The following is a 24644-nucleotide window of genomic DNA, read 5'->3' as shown; positions in this document are numbered from 1 at the left end:
CCGCCCGTTGAAGAGGCGGCTTTTCGTTATTTCTTTTTTTTGTATTCATATCGCTCCCACGCTCTCAAGTGCGGGTATGGATCAAACGACCATTCGGTTTTTCCGTTATCTTTGTACATGCCGTAGTGAAGATGCGGCGGGAACTTTCCAGCTGTTCCCGGCGGGCCGTATCCTGAGCTGCCGACTGATCCGATCACTTGGCCGGGCTCAACGATCTGTCCTGTTTTAATCCCTTTGGCAAACCCATTGAGATGGGCAAAATAATGATACGTATTGTTAATGTCTCTGATGCCGATTCTCCATCCTCCGAAGCGGTTCCAGCCCTTCATTTCAACTATGCCGTAACAGGTAGATTTGACAGGAAGGCCATAATGGGCAAAGATATCCGTGCCTTCATGAATCCGTCTTCCTCCGAAGCCGCGGGCATCTCCCCACGTGCTGCGATAGCTGTAATCGGTTCTGATCGGAAGCGGAAACGCATGCTCGCCCAGATCAATATGGCCGTAAGCTTTAAACAGCTTCATGAATTCAGATATGATCCCGACTGTCTGATCGCGTCGGTAATAATTCCAAAGCCCGATACGGATGTTATCCTCATCTGTACCATACGACAGCAAGTATTGGCTGAATGTATACAAAATATCTTCATCATTGCTGACCTCGGCTTTTCCGTCTCCGTCACCATCCATCCCGATCCCATCAAATACTTTGATGCTTAACGGTGCATCGTCTTTCGGATTCGGGTTTTCAGGCCCGCTCCAGATTTCATCCGGTATATAGATGCTGATGATTCCCGCTTTGTCAGGCAGATCTTTTCGGTTACTCCGCACATTTTCCTCGTACTGGTCTACTGCGGCGAGCGCATACCAAGGAATCTGCGTCACAGCCTCGACTTTATGATATAATTCCATCCGTTTCGACAGCACTGGATCTGAAAGCTTTTTTCCAGACGCAGAAGGCTCAAACGCAAACAAAAGGAGAAGAAGAGCGGATAACAAAACTTTCACAAAATAATCTCCTTTCATATTGAATACACATAGTTTGCGGCAAGCCGGCTTAAAAATGTCAGTAATCATCTTCCCTTGTCGAGAAATTTTTCCTATGTTAAAGTGTCTAAAGAAAAGACTTTCTTTAGTTAGAAAAACATTATTTTTGTTGCAGAAATAAAACCTGCACCTTTCTCGTTTTCAGAATGTTTCGTGTCAGAAATTGAGTATATTGGATATTGGAGATGATGGGAATTGGCAAAGAAAGACGAACACCTCAGAAAGCCCGAATGGCTCAAAATCAAATTAAACACAAATGAAAACTATACAGGGCTCAAAAAACTCATGCGTGAAAACAACCTGCATACCGTATGCGAAGAAGCAAAATGTCCGAATATTCATGAATGCTGGGCGGTCAGACGTACAGCTACATTTATGATTTTAGGTTCTGTTTGTACAAGAGCATGCCGTTTCTGTGCTGTCAAAACGGGCCTTCCGACTGAGCTAGATCTGCAAGAGCCGGAACGCGTAGCGGATTCTGTCGCGCTTATGAATCTGAAACACGCGGTCATTACGGCTGTTGCGCGTGACGACCAGAAAGACGGCGGGGCAGGCATTTTTGCGGAAACTGTCCGTGCGATCCGCAGAAAAAGCCCGTTCACAACAATTGAGGTGCTGCCGTCTGATATGGGCGGAAACTATGATAACCTGAAAACCTTGATGGATACACGCCCAGACATCCTGAATCACAATATCGAAACGGTTCGCCGCCTGACGCCAAGAGTCCGCGCGCGTGCGACGTACGACCGTTCGTTGGAATTTTTGCGCCGTGCGAAAGAAATGCAACCTGACATTCCGACAAAATCAAGCATCATGATCGGACTCGGCGAAACGAAGGAAGAAATTATTGAAGTCATGGACGACCTCTTGGCAAACAACGTGGATATTATGGCAATCGGCCAATATCTGCAGCCGACGAAGAAACATTTGAAAGTTCAAAAGTACTATCACCCTGATGAATTTGCAGAATTAAAGGAAATCGCGATGCAAAAAGGCTTCAGCCACTGCGAAGCCGGCCCGCTTGTCCGTTCTTCTTACCATGCGGATGAACAAGTGAACGAAGCATCTAAAAAGCGCCAAGCACAAGCATAATGCCAAAACGCCAGATCATCTGGCGTTTTTGTCATTCCTATCGGTTTTCATGTCCTGTCGGGTTTCTCCGTTGGCATTTTCATTCTCTGAGACGGGGCTTCCTTGCGGGGAGGTTTTCATTTCTTGAATCGTCCCCGACATGATTTCTCTGATATCCCTTGAACCAGAGCCGAGATTGCTGAAATTTTCGATCGACTGCATATGGTTTGGATTATCAGAAATATACACATGATAGTATCGCGGTATTACAGAAGCCGCCGTTTTTTTCACCTGATCGGCGGTCAGCCCGCGGTTTTTAGAATCGGTTTTGTATACGACAAGCGCTTCTTGATCGGTGACCAATGTTGCAGCATCTTGAATATGGGGGAGCTGAACCGTTAAACTTGATATGATGTGAGCGGTTTCTTCCCGGTTCATTCCCGGCGTTTTCTGCTGTTCGCCGTCAAATTGTTCTTTTTGATAGCGGACATAGCCAAATTGTTCGTTCTCATCATGCCGGTTAAAAGCCTCGTTGCGGTCAGACACATGAATGGGTCTGGTTTGATTCTGCGCCTGATTTCGGACATTTTGCCCGGCATTGTCCAATCCTGCGCCTCCGCACCCGGATAAAAGCCCGGTCAACAGGCAGAGGCTGACAGCAGTTCGTTTCATTTGTAAATCCCTCCTCATGTGTAGGGTAGCCAAATCGCATGATTTATTCTTTAGCAATTGATGGGGACGGGGCAATGAATTATGATAGGAATGAGTGAAAAAGAGGTGAGATCATGATTCTTATTCAAAATGCCGAATTTGAATTGGTGCACAATTTTAAAGACGGCTTCAATGAAGAGGCTTTTAAAGCCCGTTACTCCGATATTTTAAATAAATACGATTATATTGTGGGAGACTGGGGATACGGTCAGCTCAGGCTCAAGGGCTTCTTTGACGACCAGAATCAAAAGGCAACCTTCGAAACGAAAATCAGCACATTAGATGAATACATTTACGAATACTGCAATTTCGGCTGTGCGTATTTTGTCTTGAAACGGATCAGAAAATAAACATACACAAAGGGGATGCTGTCATGTATTTTGTTGACAGAAACAAGATCGAGCAAACACTCAGGTTCTATGAGCACCAGCTGGCGCTTTTTAACTCACAAACAGACTGGCAGTCTGAAATCGGGGGACCGGCGCTTCAGCGTATAGGCCATTTGTTAATCGAATGCATCCTGGATACAGGCAATGACATGATTGACGGTTTTATTATGCGGGACCCGGGCAGCTATGATGACATTATGGACATACTTGTTGATGAAAAAGTTGTCACGGAACAAGAGGGAAGTGAGCTCAAGCAATTGATCGCCTACCGCAAAACATTAGTTCAGCAGTACCTGCTCGCTGACAGCGCCGAGCTTTACAGGCTGATCACGGCACATCAGACAGCTCTGCAAGACTTCCCGCAACGGATCAGAAGTTACTTGGAAACAGAGCTTGGCCCTGTTTCTGCGTTTAAATAACAACTGGAAAGCCACAGGAGTGTTGGAAATGAAAACATATAAAGGGTATTTAATTGATTTAGACGGAACGATGTACAATGGCACGGAAAAAATCGAGGAAGCGTGTGAATTTGTCAGAACGCTGAAAGATCGCGGAGTTCCTTATCTTTTCGTGACAAACAACTCTTCGCGCACACCGAAGCAGGTGGCGGACAAGCTCGTGTCTTTTGATATTCCCGCAACAGAAGAGCAGGTCTTCACGACCAGCATGGCGACTGCCCAGCATATCGCTCAGCAGAAAAAAGACGCGTCTGTATATGTGATCGGGGAAGAAGGAATCCGCCAGGCAATTGAAGAAAATGGCCTGACGTTTGGCGGGGAAAACGCGGATTTTGTCGTTGTCGGTATTGACCGTTCCATTACATACGAAAAATTTGCTATCGGCTGCCTGGCAATCAGAAATGGTGCCCGCTTTATTTCCACTAATGGAGATATTGCGATCCCGACTGAAAGAGGCCTTCTGCCTGGAAACGGTTCACTGACATCTGTATTAACTGTATCCACAGGCGTACAGCCGGTATTTATCGGCAAGCCGGAATCAATCATTATGGAGCAGGCGATGCGCGTTCTTGGCACGGATGTGTCCGAAACACTCATGGTCGGCGACAACTACGCGACGGACATCATGGCCGGCATTAACGCCGGTATGGATACGCTGCTCGTTCACACAGGCGTAACGAAAAGAGAGCATATGACAGACGATATGGAAAAACCGACTCACGCCATTGACTCTCTGACCGAATGGATTCCATACATTTAAAAAAGGGCGCCCTAAAAGGGTGCCCTTATTCTGTATGCCGCGCGCGGTGTGCGAGCCTGCTTGAGGCCGCGGCGGAAATCGCGCCGACGATGTCATCTAAAAAGGTATGGCATTCGCCGGTTGATTTATCATTTAAATGTTTAAGGATGCCGGGTTTTTCTTTGTCGATGTAACCGTAGTTCGTAAACCCGATTGATCCGTAAATGTTCACGATGGAAAATGCCAGAACTTCATCTACCCCATATAGGCTTTCATCTGTTTCCAGCATCGTTTGCAGCGGCTCAGACAGTTTTTTCTGCTCAGCAAGAATATCCAATTCAATGCCCGTTAAAATCGCATTTTGCACCTCGCGTTTTGCGAGAACGCGATTGACGTTCAACGTGCATTCATCAATGTTTAAATCCGGATGATATTTTTTCTGAAGAAAAAAGACAAGCTCGGCAATGTCTGATACCTCAACGCCGCGCTCCTTCATCCGTGCTCTTGCTTTTGCTTCCATCTGACTGATTTGTTCGTTTTCTGACATCAGCTTCACCCAATCTTTTTTACTAGTTTATACAAAATGTTTGAGATGTTTACGACTTTTTCTTGCGCCTTCGTCGGATTAAAATATGTATTCATAATTCCGGACGTGTATGACTACGATGTGATGAGCCCTAATTCAACAGGCAGGTGATCATTGTGAAAGGTACAATAAAAGAAAAATACGGTATTCACATCAGGCAGCTTTCCATGTACCAGCACACATATCAATGCTTTCAGACGCCGAATTCATTTTTTCTGATTGTCCCCGTTTCCCAATTCTCAGAGACAGAACTGGCAGAGCTTTATTACATGAGTCAGTATTTACAAGAACAAAGTGACCCATACGTTTCGGTTTTTATCTTTACAAAAGAAGGTGAGCTGACGTTTGAACATGAGGGGAAAACGTACGCTCTGCTGAAGGCGGCACCCCCTTTTTCAAACCGTGCGTTCTCTATTGGACAGGAGCTGGCGGAATTTCACCGAAAAGGCAGAGGGTATCCGTATGAAGTGAAGGCAGCCGGAAGAATCGGCCAGTGGAAGGATCTGTGGGGAAAACGCATTGATCAGCTGGAGGTGTTTTGGCAGCGAAAGGTTCATACCCCTCCTCACGAGCCATTCGATAAAAAAATGATCGAATCATTTCCATATTATTTAGGGCTGTCAGAAAACGCGATACAATATTTAGTGGACACTGAGCTGGATGACAAGCCTCAAGCCGCAGATTCAGGAACGATATGCCATCAGCGGATGGAAAGGCATACATGGTCACCCGAATCACTGATCAGGATTCCTGCGGATTGGGTATTTGACCACGCCTCACGCGATTTGGCTGAATATATGAGGCATACGTTTTTGCATCATAGACAAGATTTTCATCAGCAGGGTTTTCACTTTTTGCAGGAATACGAGCAAGTTACGTCGCTGTCTTCGTTTTCAAAACGTCTTTTATACAGCCGCCTGCTCTTTCCGCTTCATTATTTTGAAATCGTGGAGAGCTACTACATGTCATCAGAATCAGAAAAGCATTATTATGAAGAGCAGCTTGACTTCATTCTTAGTGACTGCGAACGCTATGAGCAATTTCTAAATACGGCGCAGGAATTCATGAACATGCGGGCGCAGAAACCGTTTGTTCCCCGCGTGAGCTGGCTCGGCAAAGGCGGAAAAATAATTAGAAAATAAAGAATCTTGTCATATCAACGGGTTAAGCGGTTACATTCATAAAATTCAGCCGATTACTGTCTTGTCAAAACAGGAGTGGGCTTATATAATGTTTGTAACTTATATGTCTGTGTTGAGTTAACAATTGTCTTTTTCGAGAGGACAATTAAAAGAAAGGTGGAGTTTTTTTGAAAGCAATTCGTGTAGGGCTTTTAGGTTTAGGTACCGTCGGAAGCGGTGTCGTTAAAATTATTCAAGACCATCAGGATAAGCTGATGCATCAGGTCGGCTGTCCGATTACGATAAAAAAAGTGCTTGTAAAAGATCTAGAGAAAAAGAGAGAAGTAGATTTGCCGAAGGAAGTGCTCACGACAGAAGTGTATGATGTCATCGATGATCCAGATGTTGATGTCGTCATCGAGGTGATCGGCGGAGTTGAGCAGACAAAACAATATTTGGTCGACGCGCTGAGATCGAAAAAGCATGTTGTCACAGCAAACAAGGATTTAATGGCTGTGTACGGTTCCGAGCTGCTTGCTGAAGCGAAGGAAAATGGCTGCGATATCTACTTTGAAGCCAGTGTTGCCGGCGGGATTCCGATTCTGCGCACGTTAGAGGAAGGCCTCTCATCAGACCGGATTACAAAGATGATGGGGATCGTGAACGGAACAACGAACTTTATCTTAACAAAAATGATCAAAGAAAAAAGCCCATACGAGGAAGTGCTCAAAGAAGCGCAAGATCTTGGCTTTGCCGAAGCAGATCCGACTTCAGACGTGGAAGGGCTTGACGCCGCACGGAAAATGGCGATATTGGCGCGCCTCGGCTTCTCGATGAATGTAGATTTGGAAGACGTCAAAGTAAAGGGGATCTCCCAAATTACAGACGAGGACATCAGCTTCAGCAAACGTCTCGGCTATACGATGAAACTGATTGGGATTGCACAGCGTGACGGCAGCAAAATTGAAGTCAGTGTTCAGCCGACACTTCTTCCTGACCACCATCCGCTTTCTGCTGTGCATAATGAGTTTAACGCCGTTTACGTATACGGAGAGGCTGTTGGTGAGACGATGTTCTACGGGCCTGGAGCCGGGAGCATGCCGACTGCGACATCCGTTGTTTCTGACCTTGTCGCGGTCATGAAAAATATGAGGCTCGGCGTAACCGGCAACAGCTTTGTTGGGCCGCAATATGAGAAAAACATGAAGACGCCGTCTGACATTTACGCACAGCAATTTTTAAGAATTCATGTAAAAGATGAGGTCGGTTCATTCTCGAAAATTACGTCTGTGTTCTCAGAGCGGGGCGTGAGCTTTGAAAAAATCCTTCAGCTGCCGATTAAAGACCATGATGAGTTGGCAGAAATCGTGATTGTGACACACCATACATCAGAAGCTGATTTCAGTGATATTCTGCAAAACCTAAATGATTTGGAAGTCGTTCAAGAAGTCAAAAGCACATATCGTGTAGAAGGGAACGGTTGGAGCTAATGTGGAAAGGACTTATCCATCAATATAAAGAATTTTTACCTGTAACAGATCAAACACCAGCGCTTACTTTACATGAAGGAAATACACCTCTTATCCATCTGCCGAAGCTGTCTGAGCAGCTCGGAATTGAGCTTCATGTCAAAACAGAAGGTGTCAACCCTACGGGATCATTTAAAGACCGCGGAATGGTCATGGCTGTGGCGAAAGCAAAAGAAGAAGGCAATGATACGATTATGTGCGCGTCAACAGGAAACACGTCCGCTGCTGCGGCCGCTTATGCAGCCCGCGCCAACATGAAGTGCATCGTCATCATCCCGAACGGCAAAATCGCATTCGGAAAACTTGCTCAGGCTGTCATGTATGGAGCCGATATTATAGCAATTGACGGAAACTTTGACGATGCGCTTAAAATTGTCCGTTCCATCTGTGAGAAATCACCGATTGCTCTTGTCAACTCAGTCAACCCTTACCGCCTTGAAGGCCAAAAAACAGCTGCCTTTGAAGTGTGCGAGCAGCTGGGCGAAGCACCGGATGTTTTAGCGATCCCGGTCGGAAACGCAGGCAATATCTCAGCTTATTGGAAGGGCTTCAAGGAATATCATGAGAAAAACGGCACAGGCCTCCCGAAAATGCGCGGATTTGAAGCGGAAGGCTCGGCGGCAATCGTTCGCAATGAAGTAATTGAAAATCCGGAAACAATAGCAACAGCCATTCGTATCGGAAACCCGGCAAGCTGGGACAAAGCTGTAAAGGCAGCTGAGGAATCCAACGGGAAAATTGACGAAGTCACTGATGATGAAATCCTTCAAGCGTATCAGCTGATCGCCCGTGAAGAAGGCGTGTTTGCAGAACCAGGATCCTGCGCTTCCATTGCTGGCGTTCTGAAACAGGTGAAATCCGGAGAAATTCCGAAAGGCAGCAAGGTCGTCGCTGTGTTAACAGGAAACGGGCTGAAAGATCCGAATACAGCAGTCGACATTTCAGAAATCAAGCCGGTCACATTGCCGACGAATGAAGACAGCATCCTTGAATATGTAAAAGGAGCGGCCCGTGTATGAACGAAGCCGACATGCTGTTCACTGTCACTGTTCCCGGAAGCACGGCTAACCTAGGCCCTGGCTTCGATTCAGTTGGAATGGCGCTCAGCAGATATTTGAAGCTGACCGTCTTTGAAAGCGACAAGTGGTCTTTTGAAGCTGAAACAGAAACAGTCGCCGGAATTCCGGCGGGTACAGATAATCTGATCTATCAAGTGGCAAAACGGACAGCAGATTTATACGGTAAAGAAATGCCGCCTGTCCATGTGAAAGTGTGGAGCGACATTCCGCTCGCACGCGGCCTTGGCAGCAGCGCCGCGGCGATTGTAGCGGCCGTTGAACTGGCTGATGAATTATGCGGCTTAAAGCTCTCTGAAGAGGACAAGCTGCATGTAGCCAGCCTTGAAGAAGGACACCCGGATAATGCGGGCGCTTCTCTCGTTGGCGGACTTGTCATTGGCCTGCATGAAGATGACGAGACACAAATGATCCGCGTCCCGGATGCTGACATTGATATTGTCGTTGTCATTCCTTTTTACGAAGTGCTGACAAGAGACGCAAGAGACGTGCTTCCGAAAGAGTTTCCGTATGCGGACGCTGTAAAAGCAAGTGCCGTCAGCAATATCCTCATTGCTGCGATCATGTCTAAGGATTGGCCGCTCGTCGGGAAAATCATGAAGAAGGATATGTTCCACCAGCCATACCGGGCGATGCTTGTGCCTGAGCTGTCCAAAGTAGAACATGTCGCTGAGATGAAGGGCGCATACGGAACGGCTCTCAGCGGGGCAGGCCCGACGATTCTTGTTATGACTGAAAAAGGAAAGGGAGAAGAGCTCAAAGAACAGCTCGCGCTTCATTTCCCTCATTGTGAAGTCGACGCTTTGACCGTTCCGCAAGAGGGAAGTATAATAGAGCGAAATCCTTTATACCAAGTAAAAAGTGTATAGATCATGCCAAGCGTCCCTCAGCATCAGCGGAGGGCGCTTTTTTTCTGCTGGAGATAAAGGAGTTTTTATTTAGAAAAACGAAATAGTTGTTAAAAGGAGGAGATGAACATGAAAAAGCTGATAACCGCAGAAGACACCACAGCGATTGTCTCTGTAACCGATCCTCAATACGCCCCAGATGGCACCCGTGCCGCATATGTCCAGTCACAAGCGAATCAAGAGAAAGATTCGTATACATCAAATATATGGATCTATGAAACGAAAACAGGCAGGTCTATTCCTTGGACACACGGAGAAAAGCGGTGCACGGACCCAAGATGGTCTCCGGACGGGCGCACGCTTGCCTTTATTTCTGATCGTGAAGGCGATGCAGCACAGCTGTATATCATAAGTGCTGAAGGCGGGGAAGCAAGAAAACTGACTGATATCCCGTATGGCGTGTCAAAGCCAATATGGTCCCCGGATGGCGAATGGGTGCTTGTTACTGTCAGTTTGGGAGAGGGAGAAAGGATTAATGATCGGGAGAAAACGGAGCCGGACAGTTTTGAACCTGTTGAAGTTCAAGGTCTAGCCTATAAACGGGACGGCAAAGGGCTGACGAGAGGTGCGTATGCCCAGCTTGTGCTTGTCAGCGTGAAGTCTGGTAAGGTGAAGCAGCTGACAAATCACAAAGCCGATCATGGCGACCCTGCTTTTTCTCCTGACGGCAAATCGCTTGTTTTCTCAGCTAATTTGACTGAAACGGACGATGCCAGCAAGCCGCACGATGTCTGCATGATGTCGCTGGATACTGGAGATCTCAAGCAGATTACGTCTCATCGCGGCTCATTCGGACCAAGCTCATTTTCACCGGACGGAAGGTATCTTGCTTTGCTTGGACATGAAAAGGAATATCAGAATGCAACGTTCGAAAAGGCGTGGCTCTATGATATCGAACAAGACAACCTTACATGTCTGACTGAAATGCTTGACGTTCATTTAGCGGATGCGCTCATTGGAGATTCACTGATCGGAGGTGCCGAACAGCGCCCGGTTTGGACGAAAGACAGCCAAGGGTTATATGTCATCGGCACAGATCAAGGCAGTACGGGAATCTATTATATTTCGATTGAAGGCCTTGTGTATCCGATTCGTCTCGAAAAAGAGTACATCAATAGTTTTTCCATTTCACCTGACGAACAACACTTTATTGCCAGTGTGACAAAGCCGGACAGACCGAGCGAGCTTTACAGCCTCCCGCTTGGGCAGGAAGAGAAACGGCTGACTGGCGCGAATGACAAGTTTGTCGGCGAGCATACGATTTCAATACCTGAAGATATTCAATATGTCACAGAAGACGGCGTGACGGTGAACGGCTGGCTGATGAAGCCTGCACAGCCGGAAGGTGAAACCTCATATCCTCTTATTCTCAACATACACGGCGGTCCGCACATGATGTACGGGCATACATATTTTCATGAATTTCAAGTGCTGGCGGCGAAAGGATACGCAGTGGTTTATGTCAATCCGAGAGGAAGCCACGGTTACGGGCAGGAATTTGTGAATGCCGTCAGAGGAGATTATGGAGGAAAGGATTATGCGGATGTGATGCAGGCTGTGGATGAGGCTATCAAACGAGATCCGCAGATTGATCCTAAGCGGCTCGGTGTCACGGGCGGAAGTTATGGAGGCTTTATGACCAACTGGATCGTTGGACAGACGAACCGCTTTAAAGCCGCTGTCACCCAGCGCTCGATTTCAAACTGGATCAGCTTTCATGGCGTCAGTGATATCGGCTATTTCTTTACAGACTGGCAGCTAGAGCATGACATGTTTGCAGACACAGAAAAGCTCTGGGACCGTTCCCCTTTAAAATACGCAGCAAACGTGGAGACACCGCTTTTGATTCTGCATGGCGAGCGAGATGACCGGTGCCCGATCGAGCAGGCGGAGCAGCTATTTATTGCTCTGAAAAAAATGGGCAAGGAAACGATGCTTGTCCGTTTTCCGAAAGCGTCGCACAATTTGTCACGCAGCGGACACCCGGTACAGCGGATCAAGCGCCTGAATTATATAAGCTCATGGTTTGATCAATATCTCTAATAAAAAAGCCAGGCTGATTAACGATCAGCCTGGCTGCTTTATTAAAAGACTTGTTCTACTTCAACGACACCCGGCACTTCTTCAAGAAGAGCGCGTTCAATTCCGGCTTTCAGCGTAATTGTTGAACTTGGGCAGCTGCCGCATGCGCCTAGAAGACGAAGCTTAACGATACCTTCATCTACGTCTACAAGCTCACAGTCACCGCCGTCACGAAGTAAAAACGGACGAAGTTTGTCCAGTACTTCCTGCACCTGTTCTTTCATTTCAACTTCAGTCATGACATTCGCTCCTTTCGTCATCATAAAACCATTATATTCAGTGTAACAATAAAAATCTATTGTTTGGTTTGCAAAGTTGCTTTCCCTATTATAGCACATTAAGACTTGAACACAAAAACGGTTTTTTTCTATAAAAACGTCTTTTGGCTCTGTATACTGAAAGAAAGGACATACATAGGGGGAAGGAGGCGTTTACCAGTGACAAAACCTGTCGTGCTCAGCGTGTACGGGGCAGAAACCGTTTGTGCAAGCTGTGTCAATATGCCGACGGCCAAGGATACATACGAGTGGCTTGAGGCTGCGCTGAAAAGAAAATATCCAAATCAGCCTTTTGCGATGCAATACATCGATATTTATGAGCCGCCTGACAATGAACATGCGAAAGAGCTTGCGGAAAAAATCAGAAATGATGAGTATTTTTATCCGCTTGTGCTCGTAGAAGACAAAATTGTCGGTGAAGGCAATCCGAAATTAAAAGACGTTTATGAGGAAATGGAGAAGCATGGGTATACAGAAAACCGCTGACATGATCAGCGGTTCTTCTCTATCATTAACCGTTATGGTGTTTGTACATCCACAGCAAGCCGGATTTCAACATGCGCGGAACACGGCCGATCAGCGGGCGGTCAGCAACAAGACCGAAGCCGGCTTTTTTTCCGAGTGAACCGAGGACGCCTTTCAGCTTAAACTGCGGCATTGATTCTGGAAGGGCTTCTCCATTCCAGCGTTTTTGCAAGATTTGGACAATCTGCTCTGCTTGAGCCTCTGCCAGCTGGGCGCTCGGTGCATGAGGGAGGCTGGCGCAATCGCCGACAACGTACAGATGTTCATCACCAGGAAGATTGTGATGAGGCGTTAATACGATACGCCCTTGTGCGTCCTTTTCCACATCTAAGTCTCTGACGACTTTGTTCGGCTGTATGCCGGCTGTCCACACGATGGCGTCTGCAGAAATCGGTTCATCGTGGTTATACACAATGCCTTCTTCAACTTTTGTGATATTTGCCCTGTTAATAATGCGGACACCGTGCTCTTCGAACCAATTTTGCACATATTTGCTCAAACGCTCGGGAAAGCTTGATAAAATGAGATTACCGCGGTCGAACAGAATGATGTTCAGGTCATCACGGCTTTCTCTCAGTTCACTTGCAAGCTCAACGCCGCTTAAGCCCGCTCCTACAATGGCGACAGTGGCATTAGCGCTCAGGTTATTCAGCTTTTGATAGGTTTCGCGGGACTGGTCGATGGTTTGAATGCTGTAGGTGAATTCAGGCGCTCCCGGCACGTTGTGATATTTATCCTCGCAGCCGAGCCCGATTACAGCGTCATCGTAAGAAATCGGTTCACGATCTTGGAACAGCACTTGTTTTTGTGCAGTATCAATTGATGAGATATCACCATATTGGACATCCAGGCGAGGGTGCTCTGGGAATGACACTCTGATATGATGGTCAGAAATTGTGCCTGCGGCAAGGGCATAATATTCTGTTTTCAAGCAGTGATAAGGATTTCTGTCAATTAACGTGATTGAAACATCATCAGGCAGCTGGTTTGGCAATAAGCGATGAAGAACACGCATGTTCCCGTAACCTCCGCCGATCAAGACCAATTTTTTCATTTGAATTCCCCTTTAATCCGAAGAGTATGATAGACACATTGAAGAAAATACGAACTATGTAAAATAACATCTAGAATTATATCGAATTTGATCTAAAATCACAATAATAGTTTGAAAATAACCTACAAATTAGCCTGAAAGCACAAATTAGTAAAACGTTATTCGAGTAATGATATGTTACGATAATAAATTTTGAACAATCCATTGTCTTTGACGAATGATTAAAAATTCGCGATAATGGACATATGTGAGGTGAAATCGCATGAATCCAATGATTGAATTTTGTGTCAGCAATCTGGCTCACGGCTCTCAGGAAGCCCGGGCGATTTTGGAGAAGGATCCAAATCTGGATGTCCTTGAATACGGCTGCTTAAGCTACTGCGGGACATGCATGGAGTCGCTTTTCGCTCTTGTAAACGGAGAAGTCGTCATGGGTGAAACGCCTGCTGAGCTTGTTGAGAATATATATACCTTTATTGAAGAAAATCCAATGTTTTAACAGAAAAGGGCCTGGGACAGGCCCTTTTTTATTTTGTCGTCCAAAAGAACTAAAAAATGTGTAGACATCAAAAAATATTATTGTTATCGTATAAAAGATATTTTTTTAAATAAAATTTTAAGAGGTGTAGGTGTATTCATGAGTGTTCTGTGGGGACTGCTCGGCGCAGTTGCGATCATTGCTATCGCGTTTTTATTTTCAGAAAAGAAAAGCAATATTAAGATAAGAACCGTCATCGTTGGTTTATGTACACAGGTGGCGTTTGGATACATCGTGTTGAAATGGGAAGCGGGACGCGCTGTTTTTTTATGGTTTTCAAGCCGTGTACAGCTTCTGATTGATTATGCGAATGAAGGCATCAGCTTTATTTTTGGACCGCTTCTGAAAGTCGGCGACAGTCCGGCATTTGCATTAAGTGTACTGCCTGTTATCATTTTCTTCTCAGCACTGATTGCAGTTTTATATCATTTGAAAATTATGCAGCTCATATTCCGTGTCATTGGCGGCGGATTGTCAAAGCTCCTTGGGACAAGCCAAACGGAATCTCTTGCGGCTGCTGCTAATATTTTTGTAGGACAATCAGAATCTCCGTTAGTGATCAAACCCCTGATAGCCGGGCTGACGCGCTCTGAATTATTCACGATTATGACGAGCGGTCTATCGGCTGTTGCGGGTTCTACCTTGTTTGGGTACGCGCTTCTCGGCATTCCGATTGAATACCTGCTTGCGGCCAGCTTTATGGCTGCTCCGGCGGGTCTTGTCTTTGGTAAACTGATTATTCCCGAAACGGAAAAGCCGCAAACCGTAAAAAGCGATTTTAATATGGATGAAGGCGAAGGCGCTGCCAATGTCATTGACGCAGCTGCAAAGGGAGCGTCAACAGGTCTGCAAATTGCCTTAAACGTTGGAGCGATGCTGCTTGCGTTCGTTGCATTAATCGCCGTAGTAAATGGTATTCTCGGCGGAGTTTTCGGCTTGGTCGGTTTAAAAGGCGTCACATTAGAATCCATTCTCGGTTATGTGTTTTCCCCAATCGCCTTTTTGATTGGCGTGCCATGGCATGAAGCGTTGCAGGCGGGAAGCTATATCGGCCAAAAATTGGTGCTGAATGAGTTTGTCGCTTATTCTAACTTCGGTCCGCACATCGGCGAGTTTTCTAAGAAAACCGCTACCATTATCAGTTTCGCGTTATGCGGATTCGCCAATTTTTCGTCAATTGCAATTATGCTCGGTACGCTTGGCGGTTTAGCACCTAGCCGCCGTTCGGATATCGCACGCCTCGGCTTGAAGGCTGTTCTTGCGGGAACATTAGCCAATCTGCTTAGCGCAGCCATTGCCGGCATGTTTATATAAACAATAAAAGCTCCTTGCGACAGTGCAAGGAGCTTTTATGTATGAAAAACGGGGGATAATTGTATTGTGTCCGTTTATAATAGCTTTTATACTAAGAAAAAGAAAAAAAGTTGGAGGCACCTATGAACTCATTTCGATTTACCAAAATGCACGGCCTGGGAAACAGCTATATCTATGTGAATCAATTTGAAGAACAGCTTCCGGAAGAAAAACTGTCTGAGATTGCAGTTCAGGTTTCTTCTGTTTATACAGGGATCGGTTCCGACGGAATGATCCTAATATGCCCTTCAGATCAAGCGCCTGTCAAAATGCGCATTTTTAATAATGATGGGTCTGAAGGGAAAAACTGCGGCAACGGCCTGCGCTGCGTCGCAAAATATGCGTATGAGCATAAGCTGGTTGAGGAAACATCTTTTCTGATTGAAACCCTCTCCGGGCTTGTGAAAGCGGAGGTTCAAGTTGAAAACGGAAAAGTAAATGTGGTCACTGTCGATATGGGTGAACCGCGCCTGACAAAAGCCGAACTTCCGATGCTTGGCGGCGGAGAAGAGCACACGATCAATGAAACCATGACATTTGGTGAAGCTGAACTAACAGGCACTGCTGTTTCAATGGGAAATCCCCATATCGTTTTTCCGATCGCTGACATTGAACAGGCACCCTTGACGACACTGGGGCCGGTGATTGAGAAAGATCCGAGATTTCCGGAAGGCGTCAATGTGGAATTCGTCGAAGCCGTGAATGAACATGAACTGCATTTCCGCGTCTGGGAACGGGGATCAGGCATAACTCAGGCATGCGGGACAGGAGCTTGTGCAGCAGCCGTCGCATCTGTGTTAAACGGCGTATCAAAACGAAATCAGGACATTACGGTGCATTTAGCAGGCGGAGATTTGGTGATTAACTGGAAAGACAACGGCCATGTGATGATGACAGGGCCGGCAGAGACCGTTTGTGAGGGTGTCTATTTCTTGTAAAACACCTTGTTTGAGAATTGGACCAATCATGTTTATAATAAAAGACAACATCCGGTTTTTAAAAGGAGGTTCACAAAGATGAGCAACCCGGTAACAATTACAGAAGCAGCAGCTTTGCATATAAAAGATATGATGAAAGAGCATGAAGAAGAAAATGCGTTTCTGCGTGTCGGCGTCAAAGGCGGCGGCTGTAGCGGCCTTTCTTACGGCATGGGCTTTGAGCATGAAAAGGGCGAATCAGACAGCATGTTTGATCAGCACGGCATTACTGTTCTTGTTGACAAGGAAAGCCTTGATATCATGAACGGTACCGTGATTGATTATAAGCAATCCATGCTCGGCGGAGGCTTCACTATCGACAATCCAAACGCCATCGCTTCATGCGGCTGCGGTTCTTCTTTTAGAACAGCGACGAATACAGGTACGCCTGAAGAGTGCTAGGCGCTACCCGATATTTCGAGATATGAATTGATCATCTCACCTGTTTCGGAGGATTGCGTGATTGCATTCCACGATTAACCGTAAGATTGTTCATGACGCTTTTCTTAGCGATAAACCATCGTTAAGGAAAGCGTTTTTTATTATGGTGTAAAATCAGAACGATCAAGAGTTATGAGAGTTTCAGCAGATAAATTTTACTTTAACTCGACCTCCTTCATCTGTATTTTTATTGTAAATGCAACAAAGTTGAGTTATATTTAACGTATGATACTTTTATTGCATTTGCAACAAAATACACGTTTGAGGAGTTGATGGTGAGAGAGATTCTTCGTGAAAGGGAGTGGTAGCAAGTGCAAACCCAGGAGTATCAAGAAAAGTTAGCTGAAATGAGATTAGTAGATCGAACAAAAGCATTTTGTACTATAAAAAAACTTTTTCCAACAGAGAAAGGAAAAATGTATTTCCATTTATAAATAGAAAAGGACTGGAAATTTAGTAAACACGAGAAACTATTGATTATATAAAGGAGCGACATTTTTAAATGACGATAAATATAAAAAAGTGCAGCCGTGAAGATTTAAAAATACTCCAAGAACTTAGTATTGAAACATTCAACGATACATTTAAAGATCAGAATTCACCTGAAAATATGAAAGCCTATTTGGAAAGTGCATTTAACGCTAAACAGTTGGAAAAGGAATTATCCAATACGTCTTCACAGTTCTTTTTTGTTTATTTTAATCATGAAGTCGCTGGATATTTAAAGGTCAACACCGATGATGCTCAGTCTGAAAAAATGGGTGATGAATCACTTGAAATCGAGAGGGTTTATATAAAGAACAGCTTTCAAAAACATGGGCTTGGCAAACATCTGCTGAATAAAGCTATAGAAATTGCGCTGGAACGTAATAAAAAGAACATTTGGCTAGGTGTATGGGAAAAAAATGAAAATGCCATTGCCTTTTATAAGAAAATGGGGTTTGTTCAGACCGGCGCCCACTCTTTTTATATGGGAGATGAAGAACAAACGGACTTTATTATGGCCAAAACACTCATATAACTTTTTTCGAAGGATGGATGATGATGTATATTCCAAAATATTTTAAGGTCACAAATGCGGAAGAAATTTGGAATTTTGTACAAGAAAACTCCTTTGGTACGGTTGTCACAACAGAACAAGGAAAACCAATTGCCACTCATTTGCCGTTAGGATTCAATAAAAAAGGCGATCATTACTATATTACTGGGCATTTTGCTTATGGAAATTCTCAGTGGAGAACGTTTGAAGCCTGTGAAAAAGTGCTTGTCATGTTCCAGGGACCGCACGCTTATATTTCTTCTTCCTGGTATTCGCGTGAAAATGTTCCGACGTGGAATTATCAGGCTGTTCACATGTATGGAAAAGCAAGTATCCTAGAGAAAGATGAATTAGTAGAAGAATTAACAATGATGCTGGAGAAATACGAAAAACATCGTGAAAATCCTGTTTTATGGGATAAACTTTCTCCAAAACTCTTAGAAAGTGAATTGAAAGGTATCGTTGGATTTAAGATTAAGGTGGAAGACATTCAAGCGGCATATAAATTAAGCCAGAACCGAAATGAAACGGATTATATGAACATCATTGAACAGTTACAAAATGAAGAAAATCCAAATGCAAAACAAATGGCAGAACTGATGGAAAATAAATTCAAAAAGCAAATATAAGCTTACTTTGCTGAAGAAGTAGCAGAAAACGCCAACTCAAGCGGAGAACCGCTGACTTGGCGTTTTTTATTTTTAATACTTATCCCCATTAAAAATCGAATTCTTCACAATCACATAATCCACATTGCGGATGGCGTCAAGTTTCGTTCCGCCTGCATAAGAAATAGAAGATTGAAGATCCTGTTCCATTTCAATCAGCGTATCCTTAATTGAGCCTTTATGTGCCACGTGCATTTTCTTGCCTTCTACATTTTTCTTTTCGCCTTTTTGGAATTCAGAGGCTGAGCCGAAGTACTCTTTGTAGAGCTTTCCGTCTTTTTCGATCGTTTGGCCTGGTGATTCTTCGTGCCCGGCAAATAGTGAACCGATCATGACCATCGTTGCGCCGAATCTGATTGATTTTGCGATGTCACCATGTGTACGGATGCCGCCATCCGCGATAATCGGTTTGCTGGCAGCTTTGGCACACCAGCGCAGTGCCGCTAATTGCCAGCCCCCTGTGCCGAAGCCGGTTTTGATTTTCGTAATACATACTTTTCCCGGTCCGATGCCGACCTTAGTGGCATCCGCTCCCGCATTTTCAAGTTCTCTGACCGCTTCCGGCGTTCCGACATTGCCAGCAATAACAAAGCTGTCCGGCAAATGTTTTTTTAGGTGCTGAATCATTTCAATGACAGCATTTGAGTGCCCGTGGGCAATGTCTATTGTCACGTATTCAGGAGTCAGATTTTCTTCTGCCAGCTGGCAGACAAATTCATATTCCTCTTCTTTGACGCCCACGCTGATAGAAGAGAATAATCCGCGTGCGTTCATATCTTTAATAAAATCAATTCGTGTTTCAGGTTCAAATCGGTGCATCACATAAAAGTAGCCATTTTCGGCTAATTGAATTGCTAGCTTTTCATCTATAATCGTCTGCATATTGGCAGGAACGACGGGCAATTTAAATGTACGTTCGCCTAAACGTACGGATGTATCACATTCTGAACGGCTGTTTACAATGCATTTTGCAGGAATTAGCTGAATATCTTCGTAATCAAATACGTTTTCCATGGTTTTCACTCCTAAAAACGAATATTTAAAACAATAATATATGAAATGTTCGCCTTCTATAATGTACTCTGTTTTATTTAGGATGTCAAACGTTTTTATTTGCTGGCATGTACGTTCAAGTGTCGAAGCTTGTCATGCTCGGTGAGTTTGGGTATCATAGTCTTAACGAAAAGTCTTAGAGAGCGGATTAAAACGCGAATGATATACGTTCAGCAAAGCTTGGTCGTTCAGCACCAGGCTTTCTTTATGAGATGGACATGTGAAAGGAGCGAATCAAATGACTCAAAACGAAGGAAAAACACCGAAGTCCCAAAAGATCCAAGACCGCATTATCATGACAATGATCTGGATCGTCGCAGCACTTGTGATTGCGCTGGTTATTGGAACTGCGATGAATTATATAAATATCTTCAAATAAAAAAGGAGCTGTGTCGCTGACACAAACTCCTTTTTTTATTACTTATTTTCAAAAAGACTTGTTGAGTGAAGAGGCTGTACGCGGGCTTTCGGATCCATGTAAGCTTTGGCGTTGTTCACTGCTGTCGGTGCCTCGCCGAAGCCGCTTGCGATCAGGTTGACTTTTCCTTCGTATGTGCAAATGTCACCTGCGGCAAAGAAGCCTTCGATGTTTGTTTCCATTGTTGATTTGACAACAATAGAATTTTTCTCGATGTCCAGACCCCAGTTTTTGATCGGGCCAAGAGATGAAACGAAACCGTAGTTGACGATTAAGTCATCGATTTCTAAAATCTCTTTGCGATCGCCTTTGACTTCTTCAAGCACAAGCTGTTCAATTTTGTCTTCCCCGATCAGCTCCGCAGGGACGAATGGTGTCAGGACATTAACCTTCGACGCATGAAGGTTTTCCACACTGTGCTCGTGCGCGCGGAACTTATCGCGGCGGTGAATGATGGATACTTCTTTTGCGATCGGCTCAAGCATAAGCGCCCAGTCAACCGCTGAATCTCCTCCGCCAAGGATCGCAACGCGTCTGCCGGCGAATTTTTGCAAATCGTCAACGAAGTAGTGAAGGTTTTTGCCTTCATACTGCTCGGCATTTTCAAGTTCCAGCTTTCTCGGTTTGAATGCGCCGTTTCCTGCAGTGATGATGACTGTTTTAGAATAGTGAGTTTCTTCATTTGTCACAAGCTTAAATACGCCGTCCGCTTGTTTTTCAACAGATTCAACCGCTTGCTCCAGACAAATGGTTTGGTCGAATTTCGCCATTTGCTCTTTTAGGTTATTGATAAGCTCTTGTGCGCGGATTTTCGGGAATCCCGCTACATCGTATATATATTTCTCAGGGTATAGGGCGCTAAGCTGTCCGCCGAGCTGAGGCAGGCTTTCGATAATTTTGACGCTTGCCTGTCTCATGCCTCCGTAAAAAGCGGTGAATAAGCCGACCGGTCCCCCGCCTATAATTGTAATATCATAAACCTTTGTATCCTCTCGCATACGAAAAATGCCTCCTAAATGAAAATTGTTATTAATTATACCATATTGCCGTTCAAATTGACGAGTCAGCAGAAAAAATCGTGAGTGTATCGCGTGCGCATCCATTCTTGAAAATATTTCCGCAGGCCGATACGATGATAACCAAATGATTTGATCTTTTTCTGAATGTTTCCTGGGCCAGCCGGATAAATATGATAGTAGTGCTATGCGTGAGGACTTCACAAAAAACTTTTCAATATATTTCATAAAATCCCGCCAATAAGCTGAAGCTAACACAAATGATGTTTTTATTATGCGTCTAACAAAAGCAAAAAAAGAGAAGGTGGATGTGATGGCATTGAATAAGCCCAAAATCGTGATTTTAGGTGCAGGATATGGCGGATTGATGACGGTAACTAGGCTGACAAAGTTTGTCGGGCCGAATGATGCTGATATTACGCTTGTGAATAAACACAATTATCATTATGAAACGACATGGATGCATGAAGCGAGCGCGGGTACGCTCCATCATGACCGCTGCCGTTATCAGATAAAAGATGTAATCAACCAGTCGCGGGTCAATTTTGTACAGGATACCGTAAAGGCAATCAAAACTGATGAGAAAAAAGTTGTGCTTGCGAATGGAGAGCTGCAGTACGATTATTTAGTCATCGGACTCGGCGCGGTGCCCGAAACGTTCGGTATTAAAGGTTTGAAAGAATATGCGTTTCCGATTGCCAACATCAACACGTCGCGTCTGCTGCGGGAACATATTGAGCTGCAGTTTGCGACTTATCATACGGAAGCGGAAAAACGGCCGGACAGGTTAACGATCGTTGTAGGCGGAGCCGGATTTACGGGAATTGAATTTCTCGGCGAGCTGGCAGCCCGCGTGCCTGAGCTCTGCAAGGAGTATGACGTTGATAGGGGTCTCGTCCGCATTATTTGTGTAGAAGCAGCGCCGACCGTTTTGCCTGGCTTTGATCCTGAGCTTGTTGATTACGCCGTACATTATCTTGAGGAAAATGGAGTTGAGTTCAAGATCGGCACGGCTGTACAAGAATGTACACCGGAAGGAGTCAGAGTCGGGAAAAAAGATGAAGAACCAGAGCAAATCAAATCGCAAACCGTTGTATGGGCGGCGGGTGTCCGCGGCCATCCGATTGTGGAGGAAGCCGGTTTTGAAAATATGCGCGGCCGGGTCAAAGTCAATCCTGACCTTCGCGCACCCGGACATGACAACGTCTTCATTCTCGGTGACAGCTCGCTATTTATGAATGAAGATACGGAGCGCCCGTATCCGCCGACGGCGCAAATTGCGATGCAGCAGGGAATAACGGTTGCTAAGAATCTTGGCAGGCTCATTAAAGGCGGAGAGCTTGAGGAATTCAAGCCGGACATTAAAGGAACGGTGGCTTCTCTTGGCGAGCATAACGCGGTAGGGGTCGTTTATGGCAGAAAGCTGAAAGGCACACCGGCTTCGTTTATGAAAAAAGTCATCGATAACCGCTCGCTGTTTTTGATCGGCGGACTCGGACTGACGCTAAAAAAAGGCAAGTTCAAGTTTTTCTAAAAACCCGCGGAAGCGGGTTTTCTTTATTAAAAAACGCTAAAATTAAAAGATAACGCGAGGAAAACAAGTATGTTTCCGCTTACATCAAAAGATTTGTCACATGATCTGACTTTATTGTTGACAGCTTGATATGATATATTATCAGAAAATTAAGAAAAAGGGTGATGATCAGATGAAAACTGCAACGACAACCGCTTCACATGCATGCCCATTTTGCTCAGGGAAAGGGTATTTTCAATTGATCCTCGGTGGTTCAGAAACTTGTCCGTCTTGCCAGGGGACAGGAAAAGACAATCATTCTTTTTCCAGCCGTTGACTTTATTTCAGCCCCCGCGTTACACTAAAAATAACGCAGGGGGTGGGATAGGTTGATTAGTCTGCCAGTCGTAATCATCTCAATTGTTTTATTTTTTGTCTTGTTTTTTGGAATCGGTTTCTTATTAAACATGCTGCTGAGAATGTCTTGGATTATGGCTGTGATTTATCCGATTGTATGCCTTTTCATTATTAGCAAGGAAAGGCTGGTCAGCTATATCCAGTCGCCGGGAGAATCCTTTGCCGGCCTGTTTCATCGTATCGTATCATTAGCGGCTGCTGATGTGCTGATTTTAGCCAGCGGTTTGGCTGGCGCCATCGTGTCCGGTATAGCGATCAACATGCTCAGAAAAAGAGGATATCAAATGTTTTAAATGCCGCTTTCTTCTAAAGAAAGCTTTTTTTTTGTGCTTTCTGTTCATTCGCCATTTTGAATATTGCTCTCTCCAATTGGGAACAATGATTCGGAGGAGAGGTGAATGATGTTGAATATGATCAGACGTTTGCTGATGACCTGTTTATTTCTGCTTGCATTTGGCACGACATTTTTATCAGTGTCAGGAATCGAAGCGAAGGACTTGTCAAAATGGGTGCAGGAACATCAAGAAAAGCACTTGAAGCATGCAGGACTGACATTAAAAGCATTGCAGCAGAAAAAAACACAAACCATGTCAGCGGACAAGGATAAAACAAAACCGTTAGAAGAAGCATTTGACTGGGACGAGTATCCGGTCCAAAGAGTAACAGCAACAGGCTACACAGCAGGAGTTGAATCGACGGGAAAAAAGCCCGGCGATCCATTATACGGGCTTACATATTCAGGTGTGAAAGTGAAACGGGATTTGTACTCCACGGTTGCCGCTGATCCGTCCGTTTTTCCGATCGGCACGATTTTATTCATTCCGAACTACGGTCTCGGAGTTGTGGCCGACACAGGATCAGCTATTAAGGGAAACCGCCTTGATCTGTACTTTGATACCGTCAAAGATGTGTACAATGAGTGGGGCAAAAAAACCCTTGATGTATATGTGATTAAAAAGGGAACGGGAAAGGTCACCGAGGATGAGCTTGAGAAGCTCAATGAAACAAAATCTTTGCAGGTGTTCAGAAATCAATATAAAACTGTAAAAGAATAAAACGCTCCAGCCATGGCTGGAGCGTTTTTTACATGAAAAAGTAAGCGAGTATCAATGTTAGTAAAATACCTGTTAAGCCTCCGAAAAAAACCTCGATTGGCTGATGTCCGAGAAGCTCTTTCAGCTTTTTTTGCTTTTCTTTATTTTCAGCCTTCGGGAAGTCCTTTGCTTCATTTACGAAGCGGTTAAAATCAATGACAAGCTTATTGATGACTGTTGCCTGCTCACCGGCGTGACGTCTGACACCAGTAGCGTCAAACATGGTAATGACGGCGAAAATGGCGGAAACCGCAAAGAGAGAGGAGCCTAAACCATGATCCAAAGCGATGCCTGTAGAAAGTGCGGTGACCGCCGCGGAGTGAGAGCTCGGCATGCCGCCTGTGCTTGTGACCAGCGACCAGTCCAGTTTTCTGGACACGATAAACTGAATGGGCACTTTGATGACCTGAGCAAAAATAATCGCGGCCAGGCTTGATAATAAAGGGAAATTCGTTAAAAGTTCCATAGGCGACATCCTTTCTATTTAAAAAATCCTTCGTGTTTCAAAAGAAAAAAGCAAGTCTTAGACTGTTGTTTGATAAAA

29 protein-coding genes are annotated in these 24644 nt (G+C 44.9%); 21 read left to right on the top strand and 8 right to left on the bottom strand.

Annotation, left to right across the window (positions count from 1 at the left end; genetic code table 11):
- Positions 1–26: 26 nt before the first annotated feature.
- On the bottom strand, positions 27–1007 hold the full coding sequence (gene lytH, locus GYO_RS38370; protein WP_041521059.1) for an L-Ala--D-Glu endopeptidase: 981 nt from the start codon (positions 1005–1007) through the stop codon (positions 27–29).
- Positions 1008–1241: 234 nt separating this feature from the next.
- Between lytH and lipA the strand changes: the two genes are divergently transcribed.
- Positions 1242–2138: a lipoyl synthase gene (gene lipA / locus GYO_RS38365; RefSeq protein ID WP_003222888.1), complete on the top strand. Its 897-nt coding sequence runs from the start codon at positions 1242–1244 to the stop codon at positions 2136–2138.
- Positions 2139–2153: 15 nt separating this feature from the next.
- Here the strand turns inward: lipA and GYO_RS38360 are convergent, their stop codons facing one another.
- Positions 2154–2789 (bottom strand): YhcN/YlaJ family sporulation lipoprotein, encoded by a 636-nt coding sequence (locus tag GYO_RS38360; RefSeq protein WP_014115039.1) that lies wholly within the window; start codon positions 2787–2789, stop codon positions 2154–2156.
- 113 nt (positions 2790–2902) lie between these two features.
- Here GYO_RS38360 and GYO_RS38355 point away from each other — a divergent pair, with 113 nt between their 5' ends.
- The 3 genes from GYO_RS38355 to GYO_RS38345 are packed head-to-tail and all read left to right on the top strand — an operon-like array spanning position 2903 to position 4435.
- Positions 2903–3178, top strand: a complete 276-nt coding sequence (locus tag GYO_RS38355) for a YutD family protein (RefSeq protein WP_003228682.1) — start codon at positions 2903–2905, stop codon at positions 3176–3178.
- Positions 3179–3201: 23 nt separating this feature from the next.
- Positions 3202–3636 (top strand): DUF86 domain-containing protein, encoded by a 435-nt coding sequence (locus tag GYO_RS38350; protein WP_014115038.1) that lies wholly within the window; start codon positions 3202–3204, stop codon positions 3634–3636.
- Positions 3637–3664: 28 nt separating this feature from the next.
- Entirely contained in the window at positions 3665–4435 is a 771-nt protein-coding gene (locus tag GYO_RS38345) for a TIGR01457 family HAD-type hydrolase (protein WP_014115037.1), read from the top strand.
- A 25-nt stretch (positions 4436–4460) separates the two neighbouring features.
- Here GYO_RS38345 and GYO_RS38340 read toward each other — a convergent pair whose 3' ends face one another.
- Positions 4461–4961, bottom strand: a complete 501-nt coding sequence (locus tag GYO_RS38340) for a phosphatidylglycerophosphatase A family protein (protein WP_014115036.1) — start codon at positions 4959–4961, stop codon at positions 4461–4463.
- A 152-nt stretch (positions 4962–5113) separates the two neighbouring features.
- Here GYO_RS38340 and cotNH point away from each other — a divergent pair, with 152 nt between their 5' ends.
- From cotNH to GYO_RS38315, 5 genes are all read left to right on the top strand, one after another.
- On the top strand, positions 5114–6142 hold the full coding sequence (gene cotNH, locus GYO_RS38335; RefSeq protein WP_041521191.1) for a spore coat-associated protein CotNH: 1029 nt from the start codon (positions 5114–5116) through the stop codon (positions 6140–6142).
- A gap of 167 nt (positions 6143–6309) precedes the next feature.
- Positions 6310–7611 (top strand): homoserine dehydrogenase, encoded by a 1302-nt coding sequence (locus tag GYO_RS38330; RefSeq protein WP_014115034.1) that lies wholly within the window; start codon positions 6310–6312, stop codon positions 7609–7611.
- Positions 7611–8669 carry a threonine synthase gene (gene thrC, locus GYO_RS38325; protein ID WP_014115033.1) on the top strand — a complete coding sequence of 353 codons (1059 nt, stop codon included), beginning with the start codon at positions 7611–7613 and terminating at the stop codon, positions 8667–8669. The genes GYO_RS38330 and thrC overlap by 1 nt, the downstream gene beginning before the upstream one ends.
- Positions 8666–9595, top strand: coding sequence for a homoserine kinase (gene thrB, locus GYO_RS38320; RefSeq protein ID WP_014115032.1), 930 nt, complete (start codon positions 8666–8668; stop codon positions 9593–9595). The genes thrC and thrB overlap by 4 nt, the downstream gene beginning before the upstream one ends.
- Positions 9596–9703: 108 nt before the next feature.
- Positions 9704–11677, top strand: coding sequence for a S9 family peptidase (locus GYO_RS38315; protein ID WP_014115031.1), 1974 nt, complete (start codon positions 9704–9706; stop codon positions 11675–11677).
- 41 nt (positions 11678–11718) lie between these two features.
- On the opposite strand, the gene GYO_RS38310 is transcribed toward GYO_RS38315, so the two are convergent.
- Positions 11719–12054, bottom strand: coding sequence for a NifU family protein (locus GYO_RS38310; RefSeq protein WP_171017000.1), 336 nt, complete (start codon positions 12052–12054; stop codon positions 11719–11721).
- A gap of 99 nt (positions 12055–12153) precedes the next feature.
- On the opposite strand from GYO_RS38310, the gene GYO_RS38305 reads away from it, so the two are divergent.
- Entirely contained in the window at positions 12154–12480 is a 327-nt protein-coding gene (locus tag GYO_RS38305) for a YuzD family protein (protein ID WP_014115030.1), read from the top strand.
- Positions 12481–12505: 25 nt separating this feature from the next.
- Here GYO_RS38305 and GYO_RS38300 read toward each other — a convergent pair whose 3' ends face one another.
- Entirely contained in the window at positions 12506–13573 is a 1068-nt protein-coding gene (locus GYO_RS38300; RefSeq protein WP_014115029.1) for an NAD(P)/FAD-dependent oxidoreductase, read from the bottom strand.
- Between the two features lie 262 nt (positions 13574–13835).
- Between GYO_RS38300 and GYO_RS38295 the strand changes: the two genes are divergently transcribed.
- The 6 genes from GYO_RS38295 to paiB all read left to right on the top strand — a co-directional run bounded on the left by GYO_RS38295 (position 13836) and on the right by paiB (position 18550).
- Positions 13836–14072 carry a YuzB family protein gene (locus GYO_RS38295; protein ID WP_003222913.1) on the top strand — a complete coding sequence of 79 codons (237 nt, stop codon included), beginning with the start codon at positions 13836–13838 and terminating at the stop codon, positions 14070–14072.
- A gap of 138 nt (positions 14073–14210) precedes the next feature.
- Positions 14211–15425, top strand: a complete 1215-nt coding sequence (locus GYO_RS38290) for a NupC/NupG family nucleoside CNT transporter (RefSeq protein WP_014115028.1) — start codon at positions 14211–14213, stop codon at positions 15423–15425.
- Positions 15426–15547: 122 nt separating this feature from the next.
- On the top strand, positions 15548–16402 hold the full coding sequence (dapF, locus tag GYO_RS38285) for a diaminopimelate epimerase (protein ID WP_014115027.1): 855 nt from the start codon (positions 15548–15550) through the stop codon (positions 16400–16402).
- A 78-nt stretch (positions 16403–16480) separates the two neighbouring features.
- On the top strand, positions 16481–16843 hold the full coding sequence (locus GYO_RS38280) for a HesB/IscA family protein (RefSeq protein WP_003222918.1): 363 nt from the start codon (positions 16481–16483) through the stop codon (positions 16841–16843).
- 541 nt (positions 16844–17384) lie between these two features.
- Positions 17385–17903, top strand: a complete 519-nt coding sequence (gene paiA, locus GYO_RS38275; protein ID WP_014115025.1) for a spermidine/spermine N(1)-acetyltransferase — start codon at positions 17385–17387, stop codon at positions 17901–17903.
- Positions 17904–17926: 23 nt separating this feature from the next.
- Complete coding sequence (gene paiB, locus GYO_RS38270; protein ID WP_014115024.1) at positions 17927–18550, top strand: protease synthase/sporulation negative transcriptional regulator PaiB; 624 nt, start codon at positions 17927–17929, stop codon at positions 18548–18550.
- 72 nt (positions 18551–18622) lie between these two features.
- Here the strand turns inward: paiB and guaC are convergent, their stop codons facing one another.
- Complete coding sequence (guaC, locus tag GYO_RS38265) at positions 18623–19603, bottom strand: GMP reductase (RefSeq protein WP_014115023.1); 981 nt, start codon at positions 19601–19603, stop codon at positions 18623–18625.
- A gap of 277 nt (positions 19604–19880) precedes the next feature.
- Here guaC and GYO_RS38260 point away from each other — a divergent pair, with 277 nt between their 5' ends.
- Positions 19881–20021, top strand: a complete 141-nt coding sequence (locus GYO_RS38260; protein ID WP_003220614.1) for a hypothetical protein — start codon at positions 19881–19883, stop codon at positions 20019–20021.
- Positions 20022–20059: 38 nt separating this feature from the next.
- On the opposite strand, the gene yumC is transcribed toward GYO_RS38260, so the two are convergent.
- Positions 20060–21058, bottom strand: a complete 999-nt coding sequence (gene yumC / locus GYO_RS38255) for a ferredoxin--NADP reductase 2 (RefSeq protein WP_003220618.1) — start codon at positions 21056–21058, stop codon at positions 20060–20062.
- Positions 21059–21389: 331 nt separating this feature from the next.
- On the opposite strand from yumC, the gene GYO_RS38250 reads away from it, so the two are divergent.
- From GYO_RS38250 to spsC, 4 genes are all read left to right on the top strand, one after another.
- A complete protein-coding gene (locus GYO_RS38250; protein ID WP_041521058.1) occupies positions 21390–22610 on the top strand; it encodes an NAD(P)/FAD-dependent oxidoreductase in 1221 nt (406 codons plus the stop codon).
- Between the two features lie 172 nt (positions 22611–22782).
- Positions 22783–22926, top strand: a complete 144-nt coding sequence (locus tag GYO_RS38245; RefSeq protein WP_003220621.1) for a YuiA family protein — start codon at positions 22783–22785, stop codon at positions 22924–22926.
- A 52-nt stretch (positions 22927–22978) separates the two neighbouring features.
- Positions 22979–23299 carry a YuiB family protein gene (locus GYO_RS38240; protein WP_014115020.1) on the top strand — a complete coding sequence of 107 codons (321 nt, stop codon included), beginning with the start codon at positions 22979–22981 and terminating at the stop codon, positions 23297–23299.
- A gap of 105 nt (positions 23300–23404) precedes the next feature.
- On the top strand, positions 23405–24061 hold the full coding sequence (spsC, locus tag GYO_RS38235; protein WP_072182286.1) for a stationary phase survival protein SpsC: 657 nt from the start codon (positions 23405–23407) through the stop codon (positions 24059–24061).
- Positions 24062–24089: 28 nt separating this feature from the next.
- On the opposite strand, the gene GYO_RS38230 is transcribed toward spsC, so the two are convergent.
- Positions 24090–24566: a divergent PAP2 family protein gene (locus tag GYO_RS38230; protein ID WP_014115018.1), complete on the bottom strand. Its 477-nt coding sequence runs from the start codon at positions 24564–24566 to the stop codon at positions 24090–24092.
- Positions 24567–24644 lie beyond the last annotated feature (78 nt).

This window comes from Bacillus spizizenii TU-B-10, assembly GCF_000227465.1.
GTDB classification, from domain to species: domain Bacteria; phylum Bacillota; class Bacilli; order Bacillales; family Bacillaceae; genus Bacillus; species Bacillus spizizenii.
Note: the sequence above shows the minus strand (reverse complement) of the source record. Positions and strands in the feature narration are given on the sequence as shown.